This is a genomic window from Psychrobacter sp. BI730, from assembly GCF_013414195.1.
In the GTDB taxonomy this organism is placed as follows: Bacteria; Pseudomonadota; Gammaproteobacteria; order Pseudomonadales; family Moraxellaceae; genus Psychrobacter.
Map to the genome: position 1 here is coordinate 15,884 of NZ_JAATTV010000016.1, position 17,210 is coordinate 33,093.

Genomic DNA, 17,210 nt, shown 5'->3' on the forward strand with positions numbered 1-17,210 from the left:
ATGGGTCAAAAAGTACATCCAATCGGAATTCGTCTTGGTGTTGTAAAAAAGCATAACGCAAACTGGTATGCTAACCCTAAACAATACTCAGAATACCTAATCAACGACATTCAAGTTCGTGAATATCTACGCAAAAAGCTAGATAACGCTATGATCAGCAACATCATGATCGAGCGTCCTACTGGCGCTGCTAAGATTACCATCGCCACTGCGCGTCCTGGTATTGTTATCGGTAAGAAAGGCGAAGATATCGAAAGACTTCAAAAAGAATTGACCAAAATTATGGGCGTACCTGCTCAGGTCAACATTGAAGAAATCACGTCACCTGACCTTGATGCACGTTTGGTAGCAGACGGCATCGGTAGCCAGCTTGAGCGTCGTGTTATGTTCCGTCGTGCGATGAAACGCGCGGTACAGAACAGTATGCGTTCTGGTGCTAAAGGTATCAAGGTTGAGCTGTCTGGCCGTCTAGGCGGTGCTGAGATTGCTCGTAGTGAATGGTACCGTGAAGGTCGTGTGCCATTGCATACACTCCGTGCTGATATTGACTACTCGTCAATTCGTGCAGAGACAACTTACGGCACCATCGGTGTTAAAGTTTGGATTTTCCGTGGCGAAATCCTTGACGGTATGAACAGTGTATATAATCCCGTCAAAGAAGAGCAGACTCGTGCGCCAAAACGCCGTGGTCGTGGAAACCGTCGAAACTCAGACAGAGGTTAAACTATGTTACAGCCAAAACGTACCAAGTTTCGTAAAATGCACAAAGGTCGTAACACTGGGCTAGCTCATCGTGGAAGCACCGTTGCATTCGGACAAATTGGTCTAAAATCATTGACGCGTGGTCGTATGACAGCTCGTCAAATCGAAGCAGCACGTCGTACCATCACTCGTAAAATTAAGCGTGGCGGTAAGATTTGGATTCGTGTATTCCCTGACAAACCGATTACTAATAAACCATTAGAAGTACGTATGGGTAAAGGTAAAGGTCCAGTAGAATATTGGGTATGCGAAATCAAACCTGGTAAAGTGCTATATGAAATTGAAGGGGTACCAGAAGAGCTTGCACGTGAAGCTTTCACGCTTGCTGCAGCAAAACTGCCCTTTAAAACTACCATTGTTAAGCGGACGATAATGTAATGAAGATCAGTGAATTACGTGATAAATCATTAGAAGAACTGACCCAGTTACTTGATGAAAAGCAACTTGATGCTTTCCGTATTCGTATGGCTAAAGCAACTGGTCAGTTGGGTAATACCCATGAAGTACGTGACAATCGTCGCACGATTGCTCAGCTTCAGACTTTGATTAACGAGAAACAACGAGGCGACTCATGAGCGATAACAATCAAACAACTACCAATGCTAGCGTATTGACAGGTCGAGTTGTTAGCGACAAGATGGATAAGTCCATCACAGTTTTGATTGAGCGTCTGGTTCGTCATCCTTTGTATGGCAAGCAGCTTCGTCGTTCTACGAAAATCAAAGCTCATGATGAGAATAACGTTTGCCAACAAGGCGACCTTGTCCGCATCAAAGAAACGCGTCCAATCTCAAAAACTAAGTCTTGGACTTTAGTTGATGTGGTTGAAAAAGTAGAAAAAATCTAAGTAAATTGCATTAAAAGCCAGAAGCTGTTAAAATAGCCGCCTTTTTAAGGATGCTGATTGCGCCGAGCGTATATCACTCACATTAAGAGTAAGTCGCGGTTATTTATATTAAAATGCCGTCCTACTCATTCTGTGCTAGCGGCAGCAACTGGTTTTTATTGCTCATACGTGTGGAGTAACGCTATGATTCAGGTTGAGTCAATGCTGGAAGTTGCAGACAATAGCGGTGCAAGGCGAGTTCAGTGCATTAAAGTACTGGGTGGTTCTCATCGTCGTTATGCATCAGTTGGCGACATTATTAAAGTAACGGTTAAAGAAGCCATTCCGCGTGGTCGTGTTAAAAAAGGCGACGTGATGAATGCAGTAGTTGTACGTACCAAAAAAGGCGTTCGTCGTCCAGATGGTTCTGTGTTACGTTTTGACGACAATGCTGCGGTATTGTTGAACCAAAACAAAGCGCCGATTGCAACTCGTATTTTTGGACCGGTAACTCGTGAACTACGTGGTGATCAGTTTATGAAAATTGTATCACTAGCACCAGAAGTATTGTGAGGTAATCCATGTCAAAATTACGTAAAGGCGATACAGTTATCGTGATTGCTGGGAAAGACAAAGGCAAGCAAGGTACTGTACAAGCTGTAAAAAACGATCGTATTAAAGTTGAAGGCATTAATATTGTTACCAAACATCAGAAGCCAAATCAGGCAACTGGCGTTGAAGGTGGCATTCTTAAGCAAGAAGCTTTTCTGCATATCTCAAATGTCGCAATCTTAAATGCGCAAACCCAAAAAGCAGACCGTATTACTTATCAGTTTGGCGAAGACGGCAAGAAACAACGCGTCTATCGTTCAAGCGGTGAAGTAGTGGCGACTGCGTAAGACACTAAGGGTGTAATGGTAATGGCAAGATTAAAATCTTTATATAACGATGAACTAAAGCAGCAAATCAAAGAAGAGCTTGGTTTGGCAAATGTGATGCAAGTGCCTAAAATCACTAAAATCACACTTAACATGGGTGTAGGCGGCGCGTCTCAAGACAAGAAATTGTTGGAAGGTGCTGTAGCTGATATGACCGCGATTGCTGGTCAAAAACCTGTTGTCACCAAAGCGCGTAAATCAGTTGCTGGCTTTAAGATTCGTGAAGAATGGCCAATTGGCTGTAAAGTAACGCTACGCGGTGAGCAAATGTACGAATTTTTAGATCGTCTCGTTGCCATTGCAATTCCTCGTATTCGTGATTTCCGCGGTTTTTCACCTAAAGCCTTTGACGGACGTGGTAACTACTCATTGGGTATCAAAGAACAAATCGTATTCCCAGAAGTAGATTTTGACAAGATTGATCGTATCCGTGGTATGGATGTGACAATCACCACGTCAGCTCAATCTGATGAAGAAGGTCGTGCGTTGCTTAAAGCATTCGGCTTCCCATTTAAATAAGGTAAAGACGTTATGGCAAAGAAGAGCATGATTAACCGCGAATTAAAGCGCGAAAAAATGGTTGCTAAATATGCTGAAAAGCGTATCAAGCTAAAAGAAACTATCAGTGATATGACTGCAAGTGACGAAACTCGTATGGAAGCGATGTTAGAGCTACAAGCTCTTCCACGCAACTCATCACCAGTACGTCTGCGTAATCGTTGTGCTATCACCGGTCGTCCTCACGGTTACTTCCGCAAGTTTGGCTTGTCACGCAATATGCTGCGTGAGCGTGTCATGCAAGGCGATGTGCCTGGTGTTCGTAAAGCAAGCTGGTAAGGAGTAACTATATGAGTATGCAAGATACTGTTGGGGATATGCTAACCCGTATCCGTAACGCACAAATGGCTAACAAAGTATCGGTAGCAATGCCGAGCTCTAAATTACGTAAATCAATTGCTGATTTGCTAGTTAGCGAAGGTTATGTGGCTAGCGCTGTTGTTGCTGAAGAAGAAAACAACAAAGCAACCCTTACTATTGAATTGAAATATTTCGAAGGCCGTGCTGTCATCGAGACTATCCAACGTTATAGCCGTCCTGGTTTACGCCAGTTCCGCGGTAAAGACGCTATCCCTACTGTTAAGCAAGGTATGGGTGTTGCTATCGTATCTACTAGCCAAGGTATCATGAGCGATCGTGCTGCACGCGCTGCTGGTATCGGTGGTGAAATCGTCGCATTTGTAGCGTAAGCTATACGACGATGAAGTCTATTTGATGGTTGTTAGGCTTCTATTGTTTGAGTAATATTAAATTATTTCGAATTGATAGATGTCTAACACAGTCAACTATGCTAAACTAACACGCTTTTTAGCCTGTTAGTTTTTTCGCTAATATAAAGAAGTTAAATTTTTTAAGGAATATTCCTATGTCTCGTGTGGCTAAAGCCCCAGTGACGCTGCCAAACGGCGTAAGCGTTACTTTGAACGATCGGCAGGTCGAAGTTAAAGGCAAGAACGGTTCTATGTCTTTACGCCTGCATGAATTGGTCGAGCTGAAACAGGAAGATGATGCTATCATTTTCTCACCTACAGTCGATTCAAAAGAAGCTATGATGCACACTGGCACCATGCGCGCTCTTGTTAACAACTATGTTACTGGCGTAAACGAAGGCTTTGAAAGACGTCTTCAGTTGATTGGTGTTGGTTATCGCGCGCAAGTTACTGGTAACAAGGTAACCTTGAACGTTGGTTATTCTCATCCAGTAGAGTATACGTTACCTGAAGGTGTATCAGCTGAAACGCCAACGCAAACTGAAATTGTTTTGAAATCAAACAATAAACAGCAGCTTGGTCAAGCAGCCGCCAACATCCGTGGTTTCCGCCCACCTGAGCCTTATAAAGGCAAAGGTATTCGTTATAGTGACGAGCATGTGATTCGCAAAGAAGCTAAGAAAAAATAAGGTGAGTTGAAATGTTTGATAAAAAAGCAGCTCGTCTGCGTCGAGCTAAGAAAACACGCGCGCATATCCGTTTCTTAGGCGTTCATCGCTTAACGGTTAACCGCACGTCAAAACATATTTATGCCCAGATTATCTCTCCAAATGGTGGTGAAGTGATTGCTCAGGCATCTACCTTAGACAGCAGCTTGCGTTCAGGCGCGACTGGTAATGCTGATTCAGCAACGTCTGTAGGCCAAATGATCGCAGAACGCGCAAAAGCAGCTGGCATTACTAAAGTTGCCTTTGACCGTAGTGGTTTCAAATATCATGGTCGAGTTAAAGCTTTAGCAGAAGCTGCTCGCGAAAACGGATTGGAGTTTTAATCATGGCTAGAAATGATAAAAATGATAAAAATGAACAGACTGACGGTCTAGTAGAACGCTTAGTTACCGTTGATCGCGTAGCGAAAGTTGTTAAAGGTGGTCGTATTTTCTCTTTCACTGCATTGACTGTAGTGGGCGATGGCAATGGTCGTGTAGGTTTTGGTCGTGGTAAAGCACGTGAAGTGCCAGCTGCTATCCAAAAAGCACTAGAAGCTGCCAAACGTAATATGATTACTGTTGAGCTAAATGATGCAACTTTGCATCATCCAATCAAAGCACGTCATGGTGCTAGTAAAGTCTACATGCAGCCTGCATCTGAAGGTACTGGCGTAATCGCTGGTGGCGCAATGCGTGCTGTATTAGAAGTTGCTGGTGTCAAAGACGTTTTGACTAAATGTTATGGTTCTACCAATACTGCTAACGTTGTTCGCGCAACGTTTAACGGTTTACGTGATATGTCAACTCCAGAGAAGATGGCAGCTAAACGTGGTAAATCTGTAGACGAAATCTTGGGTTAACTTAGACTAGGTGAGTTACGATGAAAAAAATGAAAGTCACTCAATTTAAATCGGGTGCCCATCGCCTAAAGAGCCACAAAGCGAGCTTGAAAGGATTGGGTTTACGCCGTATTAATCATACTGTTGAAGTAGAAGATACTCCTTCAACCCGTGGTATGGTCAATCGCGTTAACTACATGGTAAAAGTGGAGGAAGCGTAATGGGTCTTAGATTAAATGAATTATCACCAGGTGTTGGCGCAAAGAAAACTGCCCAACGTCGTGGTCGTGGTATCGGTTCAGGTCTTGGTAAGACTGGTGGTCGTGGTGTAAAAGGTCAGAAATCTCGTTCAGGTTCTAGCATTCGCTCAGGATTTGAAGGTGGTCAGATGCCTTTATATCGCCGTCTACCAAAATTTGGTTTTACCAGTAAACTGGCTATGAAGACTGCTGAAGTACGTCTTTCTGAACTGAATAAAATTGAAGGCGATGTAGTTAGCCTTGAAACACTTAAAGCTGCTAACCTTATCCGTCACGATATGAAACGTGCTCGTGTAATGCTATCAGGCGAAGTCACTAAAGCTTATACTTTCAAAGGTATTAAAGTGACTAAAGGTGCTAAGCAAGCTATCGAAGCTGCTGGTGGTAGCATCGAGGAGTAGTAACGTGTCAAAACAATCAATGTCATCGGCTGGTATACCGCTTAATCCATTCGCATTTATACGTAAGTATGATGAGCTATGGACGCGTTTATTATTTTTAATCGGCGCATTGATTGTTTATCGTTTAGGGTCACATATTCCTGTTCCGGGTATCAACCCAGTTAACTTGGCTGATCTGTTTTCGCGCAACGAAAACACCATCCTGAGCATGTTTAATATGTTCTCAGGTGGTGCGCTAGAGCGTATGTCTATCATGGCACTTGGCATTATGCCATATATCTCAGCATCGATTATCGTACAGATGATGTCTGCAGTATTGCCATCGCTTGAAGCCCTCAAAAAAGAAGGTGAAGCGGGACGACGCAAGCTAAACAAGTACACCCGTCAGGGAACGCTTGCTTTAGCCCTAGTACAGTCATTAGGAATGTGTGCTGGCTTAATCAGCCAAAACCTTACTTTATCTACTGGTCTTACCTTCTATATTCCAGCTGTTACTTCTTTAGTAGCAGGCGCAATGTTCTTAATGTGGCTTGGTGAGCAGATTACGGAGCGCGGCGTAGGTAATGGTATTTCAATGCTCATTTTTGCGAGTATTGTGGCTGGTACGCCAGGTATGATTTCGCAATCTATTGAACAGGTCAATCAAGGTCAGATGAACTTGATTGTGCTATTTATTTTTGTACTGCTAGGTATCGCGGTTACTGCGGGTATCGTTTATATTGAACGTGCTCAACGTCGTGTTCCTGTGAACTACGCACAAAAACAGCAACAAGGTCGTAAAATTTATGCTCAGCAGCAATCACATTTGCCGCTTAAGCTAAATATGGCAGGGGTTATCCCAGCTATTTTTGCCAGTTCTTTGTTATTGTTTCCTGCAAGTTTAGGGCAGTGGGTTGGTCAATCGACTGATCCTACCTTTGTACAGAAAATACTTCAAAATATGGCATTGGTGTTGTCCCCAGGACAGCCGCTATACTTAGTACTGTTTGGCGCAATGATTATTTTCTTCTGTTATTTTTATACGGCATTGGTATTTAGTCCGCGTGAAGTAGCAGAGAACCTTAAACGTAGTGGTGCGTATATTCCAGGTATTCGCCCAGGACAACAAACTCAGCGTTACCTCGATCATGTATTAAACCGACTGACCTTTATTGGCGCGATGTATATGACGGTTATTTGTTTAATGCCAATGGTCGTCCAGTCATCGTTTGGTGTGCCGTTTCAACTCGGTGGTACGTCTTTACTGATTATGGTGGTTGTGGTAATGGACTTCATCTCGCAGATTCAAGCGCATTTGATGACCCATCAATATCATGATCAGACGTTAATTCAATCGCCCACTCAACCTTAAATGAGCGGTACGATATTTCAAGGAGCATGCTATGAAAGTTCAAGCATCAGTTAAAAAGATTTGTGGTAGCTGTAAAGTTGTGCGCCGTAAAGGCCGTGTACATATTATCTGTACAGCAGAACCTCGCCACAAGCAACGTCAAGGTTAATAATTAGTATCAGAAAACATCTAGTTTTCGCTGCTAATTAAATTAATACTTGAAAAATAACGGCGGATGCGATATCATCCGCCACTTGCCGTGTTTATACAAAATCTTTTATGATAGAATCGATGAGCAGACTTATAGTCAAAACATCGATAATGACTATAAAAGCTCTAGTATTAACAGCAACAAATCTGAAGAGTAAAGCCTTATCGCTAGATAACGCTTATTTTTCTTTAATGGAGAGAAATCAATGGCTCGTATTGCCGGCGTAAACATTCCGGATAATAAGCATGCTGTTATTTCACTAACTTACATCTTTGGTGTAGGTCGTACCACTGCTCAGAAAATCTTAGAAGCAGTTGGCATCGCCCCTACTACTAAAGTCAGTCAGTTAGATGATACACAGTTAGATGCTATCCGTGCACAAGTTGCAAACTACATGACTGAAGGTGACCTTCGTCGTGAAGTTTCAATGAACATCAAGCGTTTAGTTGATCTTGGTTGTTACCGTGGCATCCGTCATCGTCGTAACCTACCAGTTAGAGGTCAGAACACCAAGAACAACGCTCGTACTCGTAAGGGTCCGACACGCCCTCTCAAAAGATAATTAACTTAGGAAGCTAAAAGATGGCAAAAGACACTCGCAGTCGCAAAAAGGTGGCTCGTCGTTCAGTATCGGAGGGCATTGCCCATATCCATGCGTCTTTTAATAACACCATTGTTACGATTACCGATCGTCAAGGTAATGCATTGGCTTGGGCCACTTCAGGTGGACAAGGCTTCCGTGGTTCACGTAAATCTACACCATTTGCAGCTCAGGTTGCAGCTGAAGTCGCTGGTAAAGCGGCCCAAGAATATGGTGTTAAGAATATCGATGTTTTGGTCAAAGGACCAGGACCGGGTCGTGAGTCTGCGGTAAGAGCACTAGGTGCATTGGGTTATAAAGTTAACAGCATCTCTGATGTAACCCCAATCCCACACAATGGTTGCCGTGCGCCGAAAAAGCGCCGCGTCTAATATTAAAGACGAAGCTTTTTATACTAAAAGCTTATAGGAGACATAACAATGGCCCGCTATATTGGACCAAAACTGAAATTATCACGTCGTGAAGGTACGGATTTAGGCCTTAAGTCTGGCGTTAAACCGTATGACGTAAAAACGAAGAAAGCTGGTCGTCCACCAGGTCAGCACGGCGTAAGCCGTAACAAGACCTCAGAATATGCTCTACAGTTGCGTGAAAAGCAAAAAGTTAAGCGTATTTATGGTGTACTAGAGCGTCAATTCGCGAACTACTATAAAGAAGCTGCTCGTAAGCGTGGCGCTACTGGTGAAAACCTACTAGCAATGCTTGAGAGCCGTCTAGATAACGTTGTGTATCGCATGGGCTTTGGCTCAACTCGCGCAGAAGCACGTCAGCTAGTCAGTCATCGTACTGTTATGGTAAAAAAAGCTGGCCGTGATGAGTTTGTTCGTGTGAACATTCCTTCAATTCAGCTTCAAGATGGTGATGTCATCGCTATCCAAGAGAAATCTCGCGAACAACTACGTATTAAAAACGCTATCGAATTAGCGACACAACGTGGTATTCCAGAATGGCTTGATGTTGACCACAGCAAACTACAAGGCACGTTTAAACATGCGCCTGATCGTATTGATCTACCTGCTGAAATCAACGAAAGCTTGATCGTTGAGCTATACTCTAAGTAATGACGTAATGCTCAATGTTATGAAAATGGCATTGAGCAATTAACGTTAATTAAACCAGTTTAATAAATCGAGGTGACATCATGATGCTAAATGCAACTGAGTTTCTAACGCCGAATGCCATTAATGTGGATACGGTTAACGAAACGATTGCGAAAGTCACGCTCGAACCGTTAGAACGCGGCTTTGGGCATACCTTAGGTAATGCTCTGCGTCGCATCTTGTTATCTTCATTACCTGGTGCTGCAGTCATTGAAGCTGAGATTGATGGTGTTGACCATGAATACTCAACGCTTGAAGGCCTGCAAGAAGACGTACTTGATTTGCTTTTGAACCTAAAAGGCTTAGCAATTACGCTTCATGACCAAAATGAAGTATTTTTGACCTTGGATAAACAAGGTCCAGGCACTATTACTGCTGCAGACATCGCGTTGCCGCACAATGTTGACATCATCAATCCAGAATTGGTCTTGGGTACATTGAGCGATCGTGGTCATCTTAAGATGCGTTTGCGTGTAGTGATGGGTCGTGGATATGAGCCAGCAAACCAGCGCCGTGAAGATGGTGATACTAAAGCAATTGGACGTTTAAAGCTTGATGCAAGTTTTAGTCCTGTGCTTCGTGTTGCTTATCAGGTTGAGAACGCTCGTGTAGAGCAGCGTACTGATCTTGATCGTCTTATCATTGAGCTTGAAACTAATGGCACTATAGATCCAGAAGAAGCAATTCGTAAAGCAGCCACTATTTTACAACAACAGATTTCTATCTTTGTTGACCTAGAAGCTGAAGAAGCGCCTGAGCCTGTGAAAGAGAAAGAAGAGGTTGATCCGGTGCTATTACGCCCTGTGGACGATCTTGAACTAACGGTTCGCTCAGCCAACTGCTTGAAAGCTGAAAACATTTACTATATCGGTGATTTGGTACAGCGTTCAGAGACTGAACTTCTAAAAACCCCAAATCTTGGTAAGAAATCATTGACAGAAATCAAGGACGTATTAGCGTCTAAAGATTTAGAGCTCGGTATGCGCCTAGATAACTGGCCACCAGCTGATTTACGTGTTGATGATCGCTTTTCTTATCGTAGCCGTTAAACTTTAAGGATTTTTGACTATGCGCCATCGTAAGAGTGGAGTCAAGCTGGGTCGTACCGGCAGTCATCGTAAGGCAATGTTTCAGAACATGACTAACTCATTATTTGAGCATGAACTGATCAAAACAACTTTACCAAAAGCTAAAGAACTACGTCGCGTTGCCGAGCCATTGATCACTATGGCTAAAGAAGACAGCGTTGCTAACCGTCGTTTAGCATTCAGCCGTATGCGTAGCAAAGCTATGGTAGGCAAATTATTTGGCACGTTAGGTCCTCGTTACCAGACGCGTCCAGGTGGTTATTTGCGTATCGTAAAATGCGGTTACCGTGATGGTGACAATGCGCCAATGGCTTATGTAGAATTGGTTGATCGTGACTAGTTTTACACCTAAGACATATTCCATAAAAAAGCTCCAATTCAATTGGAGCTTTTTTTTGTCTTAAATCTGACTAAATATACTAGTAGTTGTTTAAAGCAATAATTAGCTGCTTAGAGTAATAACGAATCGACATTGGCCGCACCTTGTCTGATAACTTCAGGAACGCTGCTAGTCATATCCACGATAGTAGTAAGCTTAGTTGTCTTTATACCTGCATTGATGAGACCGTCGATTTGATTGCCTAGCAAATCTTCAATCTCAAATGGGTCATCCAAAATATCGTCTCGATTAGGCAAAATCAGTGAGCTGGTTAAAATAGGTTCATCCATCGCTTCTAATAATGCTTGAGCAATGGGGTTACTAGGTACACGGATACCAATGGTTTTTTTCTTTGCATGCGCCAGTTTTTTCGGTACGTCTTTGGTGGCAGTAAGAATAAAAGTAATTGGGGCAGGGGTATGGGCTTTCAGCTGTTTAAATTGTACATTATCAACTGTTGCATAGTTGGCAATTTCGCTCAAGTCGCGGCATAGCAAGGTAAATTGATGCTTATCATCGAGTTCACGGATTTGCTTAAGCTTCGTTAGAGCATCCTTTGCTCCTAAACGGCAACCAAAAGCATAACTGGTATCAGTTGGGTAAATAATTAACTGATCTCTGCGCAATAGGTCAGCGGCTTGCTCAATGAGACGTGGCTGCGGATTATCGGGATGAATATAGAAGACTTCCATAGTGGTTCCTTATTTTATAATTATTGGTTTTTAATTGAGACAAATTTTTCATTAGTTAGATATGGTTCAATCACTGGATATATTAGAAAAACTATTCTAGAACTAAAGCAGATCGATATTTTCAAAATACCACTTTAGTTATCAGTATAGCTCAAAGCAGATATAAGTTTAGTGGCAAGGCGTTACCAACCGTAGAAAATCGTTAATAAGTAGGAACGCTTAGTAATTTAAACTAAGCGCTGATCTCAGATGAAGAAGTGCAAGCACTAAGTAACGCAGTCAGTAAAGTCTTAGCGTCACGTGGCAGAGTGTCAGGTTTAGCTATGTAGCTGTGGACTTGCTGATAGACATCAATAGCAAAGGTGCTACTACTAGTGTCGAAGTCGGCAAACAAGTTATCTTGTGAGACTTGAAAATTTCGTCCACACGCCAAGGTAAATAGACACTCCAATGCTTGAGGTTTAATTTCTACACGCTCAAATGCCTGCTGCTGAGCCGCTGATCGTCCATCTGGAGCATACCAGTAGCCAAAGTCAGATAGTTGTCTACGAGCGTCACCAGCCACGCACCAATGACTGATTTCATGCAGAGCACTGGCAAAAAATCCGTGAGCAAATTCAATTCGAGCGGGTTCATTATCTTGAGCTGGAAAATACTCGGGTTCATCATTGCTACGAGCCAATATAACTTGCTGATTAGCAAATGAAGTATTAAATAATTTTATGAGCCAGTCGGTAACTAATCGTTCGCTATCAATTATCAATTCTGCTGAGTAAGTATAGTCAGATTGAGTAGTAGACAACTCTTGCCACTGACTTCTTAATTCGTTTAAATCCTTATCTTTATCGAGGCACAGTCTATTATTAGGAACATTTTTAGTATGACTCCCTAGTTGAATAAGTTGTTGTAGCAACGAACTTGCTCCAGCAGGAGGAAGTAAATCAGAAAAATTAATTTTATTATCGGATAGATTCATAGAGAAGACATTGACTTAATAAATACTAAAGACAAAAAACTTTAGGTAAAAGGTAAGTAGTAGAAGAGCTTAAACAAATTTGCTATCAAAAAATCTTAACATACTAGCGCTAGCAGAATATGGCACTTTCCGTTAGTATGGCAGGCAATATTATACACCGTTTTTATGAATGAGGCCGCGCATGTCAAGCACTCCAGAAACTAAACCGTCAGCATCTCACGCTGACAACAAAAAAGTGCCTGTATCTACTGGCATGCCTGAGCACATCTCCTTAGATAAGTGGGCAGACACTGGTTATGAATGGTCAGGAGAGGTAAAACCAAGCTCGTTTGACCGTCTTGCTACTACTCTGAGCACTGAACACGAGCAGTCAGATATACAGCTCAAAGCTAACTTGTATCGTCGCAACAACGTCTTGCATTTAGCATTTACTTTGACAGGTGATGTTTGGCTAACTTGTCAGCGCTGTTTACAACCAATCGCTATAGACTTGTCTGATGATTATGACATCGCGCTACTCGAAAACGATAGTCAGGTTCGTTTAGTTAAAGATGAACAAGATTATTTATTACTGGATGAAATCGTTACCGAGCAATCTCCAGAGCGTCTGTTACCATTTAAGAAATTGGTAGAAGACGAAATCTTGCTCAAAACACCAATGGCATCAAAGCATGACGATTGTGAAATGTCTGTTGAGCAGTTTGGTGAAATACCAGAAGAAGAGGAAGGTGAAAATCCTTTTGCTGCTTTAGCCTCGCTAAAAGGCAAACTATAAGCGTCAAAATTATCTACTCGATGCATTTAAAAAACCTTTTATCAGCTTTGTACAGAAGAGTGCGAGGCAGGGCTTTATTAATTTAATAAACATGCGTATAATGTCCGGTTTATTGCATTCGAGCAACCTGTTGCTTGCTGATAGAAACTGACTGGGTAAATTTTTTATAGAATTCAGCCTTGGTCAGTGCTTTATGTGAGTGGCAATCTATTTAACTAATGATGCTTAAGACTTAGGTTGTTGTGATTATATAGCCTCTGTCAGTATCGACTTAAGCTGAATTTCAAGCTTATCCCTTTTAAGTATAGGAGCTATATCATGGCTGTTCAAAAAAGTCGTAAAAGCCGTTCTCGTCGTGACATGCGCCGTTCACATCACCGTATGGAAATTGCTGAACTAAGCGTAGATGCTACTACTGGTGAAAAACATCGTCGTCATCACATGACTAAAGATGGTTTCTACCGTGGTCGTCAACTGTTCAAAGTCAGCCAAGACGCCTAAGACATTGGCTCTATGATAGCTTAGGCGAAAACAATAATAGTACTGGTGACTATTATTGTTTTTGCCTAGTTATTATTAGTCAATAAGCTTTGAGCTAAAAAAAGCCAAGTTATTTCGCTATCATATATTATGTGGCTGGATAACTTGGCTTTTTGTTATTTATAGCTAGACTCATTGCTTAATTCGCTTGTTATTTTTAGTAGATTTAAAAATGTGCTGATATAATCTGCTCCTTTAGTTTGAGCAGCGTTACTCTTGCTGTTTGGTTTGCATCCGCTATGATAATCGTGTCTGTCAGTGTATAGTTTACTGACAATCCGTTTTCTTGCATAAATACTTGAAGTAGCGGCTTTGTATAACATCTAATAATATAATACACCCCATTGTTTTTAGGGATATTTCTAATCAGATAAGGAATATTGGTTATGGCTTCTGTACCCGATATGGTAAAAAAGCAACCCGCTCGTATCGCGGTCATTTTTCCTGGACAAGGATCTCAAGCAGTCGCAATGACGAGCGAGCTTGCTGAAATCTATCCAGAGATACGTGATACATTTACCGAAGCGAGTGATGCGCTTGGTGAGGATTTGTGGGCAATCTGTCAGGACGAAGAAAAACTCAATCAAACCCAATATACTCAGCCTGCGCTTTTGACAGCTAGTATTGCTATTTGGCGTGTTCTACAACAAAAAATAGAAGATACGCCTTGTTATTTAGCTGGTCACTCTTTGGGCGAGTACAGTGCCCTGTGTGCTGCCAATGTGATATCGCTGGGTGATGCAGTCACCTTAGTATATAAGCGCGGTCAGTTGATGCAAGAGGCCGTTGTAGGTGTCGATACTGCTATGGCAGCAGTACTAGGACTAGAAGACAACCGAGTCGAAAACTTGTGTGAGCAAGCAACCGAACATGTCGAAGATGCAGTAGTCGGTGCAGCCAACTTTAATAGTCCAGGACAAGTGGTTATCTCGGGTAACGCTGCTGGTGTCAATGCTGTTATTGATAAAGTCAAAAATACTGGCAAAAAATCTGTTCCTCTAAAAGTGAGTGTGCCGTCTCATTGTGCCCTTATGGAACCTGCCAGCAATGCATTGGCTGAGATACTAGCGGGTATCAAGTTTGATCAGGCAACCATTCCTGTTATACAAAATCGCTATGCACGCGTTGAAACCAGTGCGGTCGGTATCAAGCAAGCATTGACTGAACAGCTGAGCGAGCCAGTACTGTGGTCAAAAACCATGCAAGAGCTAGCTGATAAGCAAATTAATATCTTAATCGAATGCGGCAGTGGTAATGTACTGAGCAATTTGGCGAAGCGTCAGGCGCAGCCAATCGCCAGCTATCCTACTGACAAGCCTGCCCGTCTAGAAAAATTATTGGAGGTGTTATCATGAGCCGTACGATTACATTAGTGACTGGCGCTAGCCGAGGTATTGGTAAGGCAGTGGCCAAGCGTTTTGCTAAAGAAGGACATTTTGTCATTGGAACCGCGACCACCGAAAAAGGCGCTGAGCTTATCGATGACTACCTTCATGATACTGGTGGTATTGGTCGTGTTTTAGACGTACGTGATACTGCTCAAATTGACAAATTATTTGAAGAGATCGAAAGCGTCTATGGTGCGGTACAAGTATTGGTTAACAATGCCGGTATCACTCAAGATGGTCTACTGATGCGCATGAAAGATGAAGATTGGGAAAACGTTATTGATACCAATCTGACATCGGTATATCGCATGAGCAAACGTGCCGTACGCGGTATGATGAAAGCACGCCGCGGCCGTATTATCAACATCACCTCAGTAGTAGCTCAAATGGGCAATGCAGGCCAATCTAACTATGCGGCGACCAAAGCTGGCGTAGAAGGGTTTAGCCGTACGCTTGCACGTGAGATTGGTTCACGCCAAGTGACCATTAACTGCGTGGCACCAGGCTTGATCGAAACGGATATGACAGATGAGCTTGATGAGCGTCTATTGAACTCTATGTTAGATGCTGTACCTATTAGTCGTCTTGGTCAGCCAGAAGACATCGCTGCAGCGGTACATTTCTTAGCTAGCGATGAGGCCAGCTATATCACAGGTGCTGTCATTCCTGTCAATGGTGGCATGTATATGTAGTCAATATACGAGCGTTACATAGTTATAATAAAAAACTGTGTGAACGAGTGTAAACTATAATAAAGGGTGCTATAATGACGGATACTTTTGAGTCAAAGCCCTGTATGATAACAGGGCTTTATTAGACATCAGACAAACTGTATAACATGTCATAGAGTACTCAGACAGCATTGCTAGTCTGGCAAACGCATTTTATATACCATGCTATAGCGTTTAAATAAGGCGATATAGCAGTTTATTAAAAATAATAGATGATAACGGAGTGATCTACATGAGTAATGATATCGAGCTAAGAGTAAAAGCAGCAGTAGCTGAGCAACTAGGTATGAATGTTGAAGACATCAATAACGATGCTTCATTCATGGAAGACCTAGGTGCAGATTCTTTAGACCTAGTTGAATTGGTTATGTCATTTGAAAGTGATTTTGGTATCACTATTCCTGATGAAGATTCTGCAGAATTGACTACTGTTCAAAAAGCAATCGATTACGTACAAGCCCAACTATAATTTGCTACTTATTTAGCAGATTTATAATGCCGCTTATCTGATTAGATAGGCGGTTTTTTTGTGGGCGCGTGATTATTATCTTTAAACGCAGCAATCGAATTTAACATTGACTACGTCAATTCAACATTATTCAACATTATTCAACATACTATTACTATCTACATCGACTCCTTTTATCTATACTCATAACAGTAAGTCGTAGAAAAAGACGCCAGTTAGATTTTCAGTATATTGTCTGACTATGTGTTTTATTAAAAGAATGATAAATAATAATATTTCAAGGAGTAGATATATGGGTATGTTTAGCTTTGCAAAAGATATCGGTGATAAGATTTTTAACCGTGATGACGAAAAGCATGATGCTAAGACAGAAACGAAAGCAGATGCCAATACACCAGTACAAAGCAGTGAGCCGAGTGCACAATCAGTGGCAAATATTTTGTTGCGCCGTATTCAGCAGCAAAACCTCAATATCAGTAACCTAAAAATCAAATATAATGGTTCTACAGATACTGCAGAAATCAGTGGTAATGCTAAAACTCAAGCTGATCGTGAAAAAGCAATTATCGCTATCGGTAACGTGCAAAACGTTGCAAAAGTTATTGATAACATCGATATTGAAGAAGATGCACCTGAATCTACGATGTATACGGTAAAGTCTGGTGACAGTTTGTCTAAAATCGCTAAAGAAGTATATGGTTCATCTGGTGACTATATGAAGATATTTGAAGCGAACAAGCCAATGTTGTCTGATCCAGATAAAATCTATCCAGGTCAAGTATTACGCATTCCTAAGCCGTAATGTTCGAAGTAGTGTATAAAGACACGTTATTTTAGATATAGTATTTTCAGTAAAAAAGCCTCTTATTGTTAAGAGGCTTTTTTTATGTTGTACACTTCAACTAACCATTTTATCTCAGGGATATT

Annotated in this window: 29 protein-coding genes; 27 read left to right on the forward strand and 2 right to left on the reverse strand. The window is 41.9% G+C overall.

Annotated elements, in window-relative coordinates:
- The 21 genes from rpsC (at window position 1) to rplQ (ending at window position 10,673) form a co-directional block, all read left to right on the forward strand.
- Window positions 1-723, forward strand: coding sequence for a 30S ribosomal protein S3 (gene rpsC, locus HCZ91_RS11730; RefSeq protein ID WP_057758704.1), 723 nt, complete (start codon window positions 1-3; stop codon window positions 721-723).
- A gap of 3 nt (window positions 724-726) precedes the next feature.
- Window positions 727-1,140, forward strand: coding sequence for a 50S ribosomal protein L16 (rplP, locus tag HCZ91_RS11735; RefSeq protein ID WP_010196693.1), 414 nt, complete (start codon window positions 727-729; stop codon window positions 1,138-1,140).
- Window positions 1,140-1,337 carry a 50S ribosomal protein L29 gene (gene rpmC / locus HCZ91_RS11740; protein WP_102094164.1) on the forward strand — a complete coding sequence of 66 codons (198 nt, stop codon included), beginning with the start codon at window positions 1,140-1,142 and terminating at the stop codon, window positions 1,335-1,337. Before rplP ends, rpmC begins: the two co-directional genes overlap by 1 nt.
- On the forward strand, window positions 1,334-1,609 hold the full coding sequence (gene rpsQ / locus HCZ91_RS11745) for a 30S ribosomal protein S17 (RefSeq protein ID WP_102094163.1): 276 nt from the start codon (window positions 1,334-1,336) through the stop codon (window positions 1,607-1,609). The genes rpmC and rpsQ overlap by 4 nt, the downstream gene beginning before the upstream one ends.
- A 183-nt stretch (window positions 1,610-1,792) precedes the next feature.
- Entirely contained in the window at window positions 1,793-2,161 is a 369-nt protein-coding gene (gene rplN / locus HCZ91_RS11750) for a 50S ribosomal protein L14 (RefSeq protein WP_010196702.1), read from the forward strand.
- An 8-nt stretch (window positions 2,162-2,169) separates the two neighbouring features.
- Window positions 2,170-2,487 carry a 50S ribosomal protein L24 gene (rplX, locus tag HCZ91_RS11755; RefSeq protein WP_101204866.1) on the forward strand — a complete coding sequence of 106 codons (318 nt, stop codon included), beginning with the start codon at window positions 2,170-2,172 and terminating at the stop codon, window positions 2,485-2,487.
- A gap of 21 nt (window positions 2,488-2,508) precedes the next feature.
- Window positions 2,509-3,045, forward strand: coding sequence for a 50S ribosomal protein L5 (gene rplE, locus HCZ91_RS11760; protein WP_101204865.1), 537 nt, complete (start codon window positions 2,509-2,511; stop codon window positions 3,043-3,045).
- Between the two features lie 12 nt (window positions 3,046-3,057).
- Window positions 3,058-3,363: a 30S ribosomal protein S14 gene (gene rpsN, locus HCZ91_RS11765; protein ID WP_010196705.1), complete on the forward strand. Its 306-nt coding sequence runs from the start codon at window positions 3,058-3,060 to the stop codon at window positions 3,361-3,363.
- Between the two features lie 11 nt (window positions 3,364-3,374).
- Complete coding sequence (gene rpsH, locus HCZ91_RS11770) at window positions 3,375-3,773, forward strand: 30S ribosomal protein S8 (RefSeq protein ID WP_101204864.1); 399 nt, start codon at window positions 3,375-3,377, stop codon at window positions 3,771-3,773.
- Window positions 3,774-3,949: 176 nt separating this feature from the next.
- Window positions 3,950-4,483 carry a 50S ribosomal protein L6 gene (gene rplF, locus HCZ91_RS11775; protein WP_057758710.1) on the forward strand — a complete coding sequence of 178 codons (534 nt, stop codon included), beginning with the start codon at window positions 3,950-3,952 and terminating at the stop codon, window positions 4,481-4,483.
- A gap of 11 nt (window positions 4,484-4,494) precedes the next feature.
- Window positions 4,495-4,845: a 50S ribosomal protein L18 gene (gene rplR, locus HCZ91_RS11780; protein WP_057758713.1), complete on the forward strand. Its 351-nt coding sequence runs from the start codon at window positions 4,495-4,497 to the stop codon at window positions 4,843-4,845.
- Between the two features lie 2 nt (window positions 4,846-4,847).
- Entirely contained in the window at window positions 4,848-5,363 is a 516-nt protein-coding gene (gene rpsE / locus HCZ91_RS11785; RefSeq protein WP_057758716.1) for a 30S ribosomal protein S5, read from the forward strand.
- Window positions 5,364-5,383: 20 nt separating this feature from the next.
- Window positions 5,384-5,563, forward strand: a complete 180-nt coding sequence (gene rpmD / locus HCZ91_RS11790) for a 50S ribosomal protein L30 (RefSeq protein ID WP_010196714.1) — start codon at window positions 5,384-5,386, stop codon at window positions 5,561-5,563.
- A complete protein-coding gene (gene rplO / locus HCZ91_RS11795; RefSeq protein ID WP_057758719.1) occupies window positions 5,563-6,003 on the forward strand; it encodes a 50S ribosomal protein L15 in 441 nt (146 codons plus the stop codon). Before rpmD ends, rplO begins: the two co-directional genes overlap by 1 nt.
- A 19-nt stretch (window positions 6,004-6,022) precedes the next feature.
- A complete protein-coding gene (gene secY, locus HCZ91_RS11800; RefSeq protein WP_166739245.1) occupies window positions 6,023-7,354 on the forward strand; it encodes a preprotein translocase subunit SecY in 1,332 nt (443 codons plus the stop codon).
- Window positions 7,355-7,385: 31 nt separating this feature from the next.
- On the forward strand, window positions 7,386-7,502 hold the full coding sequence (gene rpmJ, locus HCZ91_RS11805; protein ID WP_010196721.1) for a 50S ribosomal protein L36: 117 nt from the start codon (window positions 7,386-7,388) through the stop codon (window positions 7,500-7,502).
- Window positions 7,503-7,749: 247 nt separating this feature from the next.
- Complete coding sequence (gene rpsM, locus HCZ91_RS11810) at window positions 7,750-8,106, forward strand: 30S ribosomal protein S13 (protein WP_021813384.1); 357 nt, start codon at window positions 7,750-7,752, stop codon at window positions 8,104-8,106.
- A 20-nt stretch (window positions 8,107-8,126) separates the two neighbouring features.
- Complete coding sequence (rpsK, locus tag HCZ91_RS11815) at window positions 8,127-8,516, forward strand: 30S ribosomal protein S11 (protein WP_010196728.1); 390 nt, start codon at window positions 8,127-8,129, stop codon at window positions 8,514-8,516.
- A gap of 48 nt (window positions 8,517-8,564) precedes the next feature.
- Window positions 8,565-9,206 (forward strand): 30S ribosomal protein S4, encoded by a 642-nt coding sequence (gene rpsD / locus HCZ91_RS11820; RefSeq protein ID WP_057758723.1) that lies wholly within the window; start codon window positions 8,565-8,567, stop codon window positions 9,204-9,206.
- Window positions 9,207-9,286: 80 nt separating this feature from the next.
- Window positions 9,287-10,294, forward strand: coding sequence for a DNA-directed RNA polymerase subunit alpha (rpoA, locus tag HCZ91_RS11825; RefSeq protein WP_021813386.1), 1,008 nt, complete (start codon window positions 9,287-9,289; stop codon window positions 10,292-10,294).
- 19 nt (window positions 10,295-10,313) lie between these two features.
- Window positions 10,314-10,673, forward strand: coding sequence for a 50S ribosomal protein L17 (gene rplQ / locus HCZ91_RS11830; protein ID WP_021813387.1), 360 nt, complete (start codon window positions 10,314-10,316; stop codon window positions 10,671-10,673).
- A gap of 110 nt (window positions 10,674-10,783) precedes the next feature.
- On the opposite strand, the gene HCZ91_RS11835 is transcribed toward rplQ, so the two are convergent.
- Together HCZ91_RS11835 and HCZ91_RS11840 are read right to left on the reverse strand one after the other, a co-directional pair.
- Window positions 10,784-11,404, reverse strand: a complete 621-nt coding sequence (locus HCZ91_RS11835) for an L-threonylcarbamoyladenylate synthase (RefSeq protein ID WP_179799533.1) — start codon at window positions 11,402-11,404, stop codon at window positions 10,784-10,786.
- Between the two features lie 232 nt (window positions 11,405-11,636).
- Complete coding sequence (locus HCZ91_RS11840) at window positions 11,637-12,380, reverse strand: elongation factor P hydroxylase (protein WP_179799534.1); 744 nt, start codon at window positions 12,378-12,380, stop codon at window positions 11,637-11,639.
- 181 nt (window positions 12,381-12,561) lie between these two features.
- Here HCZ91_RS11840 and HCZ91_RS11845 point away from each other — a divergent pair, with 181 nt between their 5' ends.
- From HCZ91_RS11845 to lysM, 6 genes are all read left to right on the forward strand, one after another.
- On the forward strand, window positions 12,562-13,155 hold the full coding sequence (locus HCZ91_RS11845; RefSeq protein WP_179799535.1) for a YceD family protein: 594 nt from the start codon (window positions 12,562-12,564) through the stop codon (window positions 13,153-13,155).
- Window positions 13,156-13,473: 318 nt separating this feature from the next.
- Window positions 13,474-13,656 carry a 50S ribosomal protein L32 gene (rpmF, locus tag HCZ91_RS11850; RefSeq protein WP_057758809.1) on the forward strand — a complete coding sequence of 61 codons (183 nt, stop codon included), beginning with the start codon at window positions 13,474-13,476 and terminating at the stop codon, window positions 13,654-13,656.
- A 425-nt stretch (window positions 13,657-14,081) separates the two neighbouring features.
- Complete coding sequence (fabD, locus tag HCZ91_RS11855; RefSeq protein ID WP_179799536.1) at window positions 14,082-15,050, forward strand: ACP S-malonyltransferase; 969 nt, start codon at window positions 14,082-14,084, stop codon at window positions 15,048-15,050.
- Window positions 15,047-15,775, forward strand: coding sequence for a 3-oxoacyl-ACP reductase FabG (fabG, locus tag HCZ91_RS11860; protein WP_057758813.1), 729 nt, complete (start codon window positions 15,047-15,049; stop codon window positions 15,773-15,775). Before fabD ends, fabG begins: the two co-directional genes overlap by 4 nt.
- Window positions 15,776-16,046: 271 nt before the next feature.
- Complete coding sequence (gene acpP / locus HCZ91_RS11865; RefSeq protein WP_057758815.1) at window positions 16,047-16,283, forward strand: acyl carrier protein; 237 nt, start codon at window positions 16,047-16,049, stop codon at window positions 16,281-16,283.
- 292 nt (window positions 16,284-16,575) lie between these two features.
- A complete protein-coding gene (gene lysM / locus HCZ91_RS11870; protein WP_057758817.1) occupies window positions 16,576-17,085 on the forward strand; it encodes a peptidoglycan-binding protein LysM in 510 nt (169 codons plus the stop codon).
- Window positions 17,086-17,210 lie beyond the last annotated feature (125 nt).

What these genes read in the sequence shown, in the direction of transcription:
- HCZ91_RS11845 (WP_179799535.1), top strand. Translation starts at nt 12,562, where the DNA reads ATGTCAAGCACTCCAGAAACTAAACCGTCAGCATCTCACGCTGACAAC.
- rpsQ (WP_102094163.1), top strand. Translation starts at nt 1,334, where the DNA reads ATGAGCGATAACAATCAAACAACTACCAATGCTAGCGTATTGACAGGT.
- rplQ (WP_021813387.1), top strand. Translation starts at nt 10,314, where the DNA reads ATGCGCCATCGTAAGAGTGGAGTCAAGCTGGGTCGTACCGGCAGTCAT.
- fabD (WP_179799536.1), top strand. Translation starts at nt 14,082, where the DNA reads ATGGCTTCTGTACCCGATATGGTAAAAAAGCAACCCGCTCGTATCGCG.
- rplN (WP_010196702.1), top strand. Translation starts at nt 1,793, where the DNA reads ATGATTCAGGTTGAGTCAATGCTGGAAGTTGCAGACAATAGCGGTGCA.
- rplP (WP_010196693.1), top strand. Translation starts at nt 727, where the DNA reads ATGTTACAGCCAAAACGTACCAAGTTTCGTAAAATGCACAAAGGTCGT.
- rplX (WP_101204866.1), top strand. Translation starts at nt 2,170, where the DNA reads ATGTCAAAATTACGTAAAGGCGATACAGTTATCGTGATTGCTGGGAAA.
- rpsM (WP_021813384.1), top strand. Translation starts at nt 7,750, where the DNA reads ATGGCTCGTATTGCCGGCGTAAACATTCCGGATAATAAGCATGCTGTT.
- fabG (WP_057758813.1), top strand. Translation starts at nt 15,047, where the DNA reads ATGAGCCGTACGATTACATTAGTGACTGGCGCTAGCCGAGGTATTGGT.
- rpmD (WP_010196714.1), top strand. Translation starts at nt 5,384, where the DNA reads ATGAAAAAAATGAAAGTCACTCAATTTAAATCGGGTGCCCATCGCCTA.
- rpoA (WP_021813386.1), top strand. Translation starts at nt 9,287, where the DNA reads ATGATGCTAAATGCAACTGAGTTTCTAACGCCGAATGCCATTAATGTG.
- lysM (WP_057758817.1), top strand. Translation starts at nt 16,576, where the DNA reads ATGGGTATGTTTAGCTTTGCAAAAGATATCGGTGATAAGATTTTTAAC.
- HCZ91_RS11840 (WP_179799534.1), bottom strand. Translation starts at nt 12,380, where the DNA reads ATGAATCTATCCGATAATAAAATTAATTTTTCTGATTTACTTCCTCCT.
- rpsH (WP_101204864.1), top strand. Translation starts at nt 3,375, where the DNA reads ATGAGTATGCAAGATACTGTTGGGGATATGCTAACCCGTATCCGTAAC.
- rplF (WP_057758710.1), top strand. Translation starts at nt 3,950, where the DNA reads ATGTCTCGTGTGGCTAAAGCCCCAGTGACGCTGCCAAACGGCGTAAGC.
- secY (WP_166739245.1), top strand. Translation starts at nt 6,023, where the DNA reads ATGTCATCGGCTGGTATACCGCTTAATCCATTCGCATTTATACGTAAG.
- rplE (WP_101204865.1), top strand. Translation starts at nt 2,509, where the DNA reads ATGGCAAGATTAAAATCTTTATATAACGATGAACTAAAGCAGCAAATC.
- rpmJ (WP_010196721.1), top strand. Translation starts at nt 7,386, where the DNA reads ATGAAAGTTCAAGCATCAGTTAAAAAGATTTGTGGTAGCTGTAAAGTT.
- acpP (WP_057758815.1), top strand. Translation starts at nt 16,047, where the DNA reads ATGAGTAATGATATCGAGCTAAGAGTAAAAGCAGCAGTAGCTGAGCAA.
- rpsD (WP_057758723.1), top strand. Translation starts at nt 8,565, where the DNA reads ATGGCCCGCTATATTGGACCAAAACTGAAATTATCACGTCGTGAAGGT.
- rpmC (WP_102094164.1), top strand. Translation starts at nt 1,140, where the DNA reads ATGAAGATCAGTGAATTACGTGATAAATCATTAGAAGAACTGACCCAG.
- rpsE (WP_057758716.1), top strand. Translation starts at nt 4,848, where the DNA reads ATGGCTAGAAATGATAAAAATGATAAAAATGAACAGACTGACGGTCTA.
- rplO (WP_057758719.1), top strand. Translation starts at nt 5,563, where the DNA reads ATGGGTCTTAGATTAAATGAATTATCACCAGGTGTTGGCGCAAAGAAA.
- HCZ91_RS11835 (WP_179799533.1), bottom strand. Translation starts at nt 11,404, where the DNA reads ATGGAAGTCTTCTATATTCATCCCGATAATCCGCAGCCACGTCTCATT.
- rpsC (WP_057758704.1), top strand. Translation starts at nt 1, where the DNA reads ATGGGTCAAAAAGTACATCCAATCGGAATTCGTCTTGGTGTTGTAAAA.
- rpsN (WP_010196705.1), top strand. Translation starts at nt 3,058, where the DNA reads ATGGCAAAGAAGAGCATGATTAACCGCGAATTAAAGCGCGAAAAAATG.
- rpmF (WP_057758809.1), top strand. Translation starts at nt 13,474, where the DNA reads ATGGCTGTTCAAAAAAGTCGTAAAAGCCGTTCTCGTCGTGACATGCGC.
- rpsK (WP_010196728.1), top strand. Translation starts at nt 8,127, where the DNA reads ATGGCAAAAGACACTCGCAGTCGCAAAAAGGTGGCTCGTCGTTCAGTA.
- rplR (WP_057758713.1), top strand. Translation starts at nt 4,495, where the DNA reads ATGTTTGATAAAAAAGCAGCTCGTCTGCGTCGAGCTAAGAAAACACGC.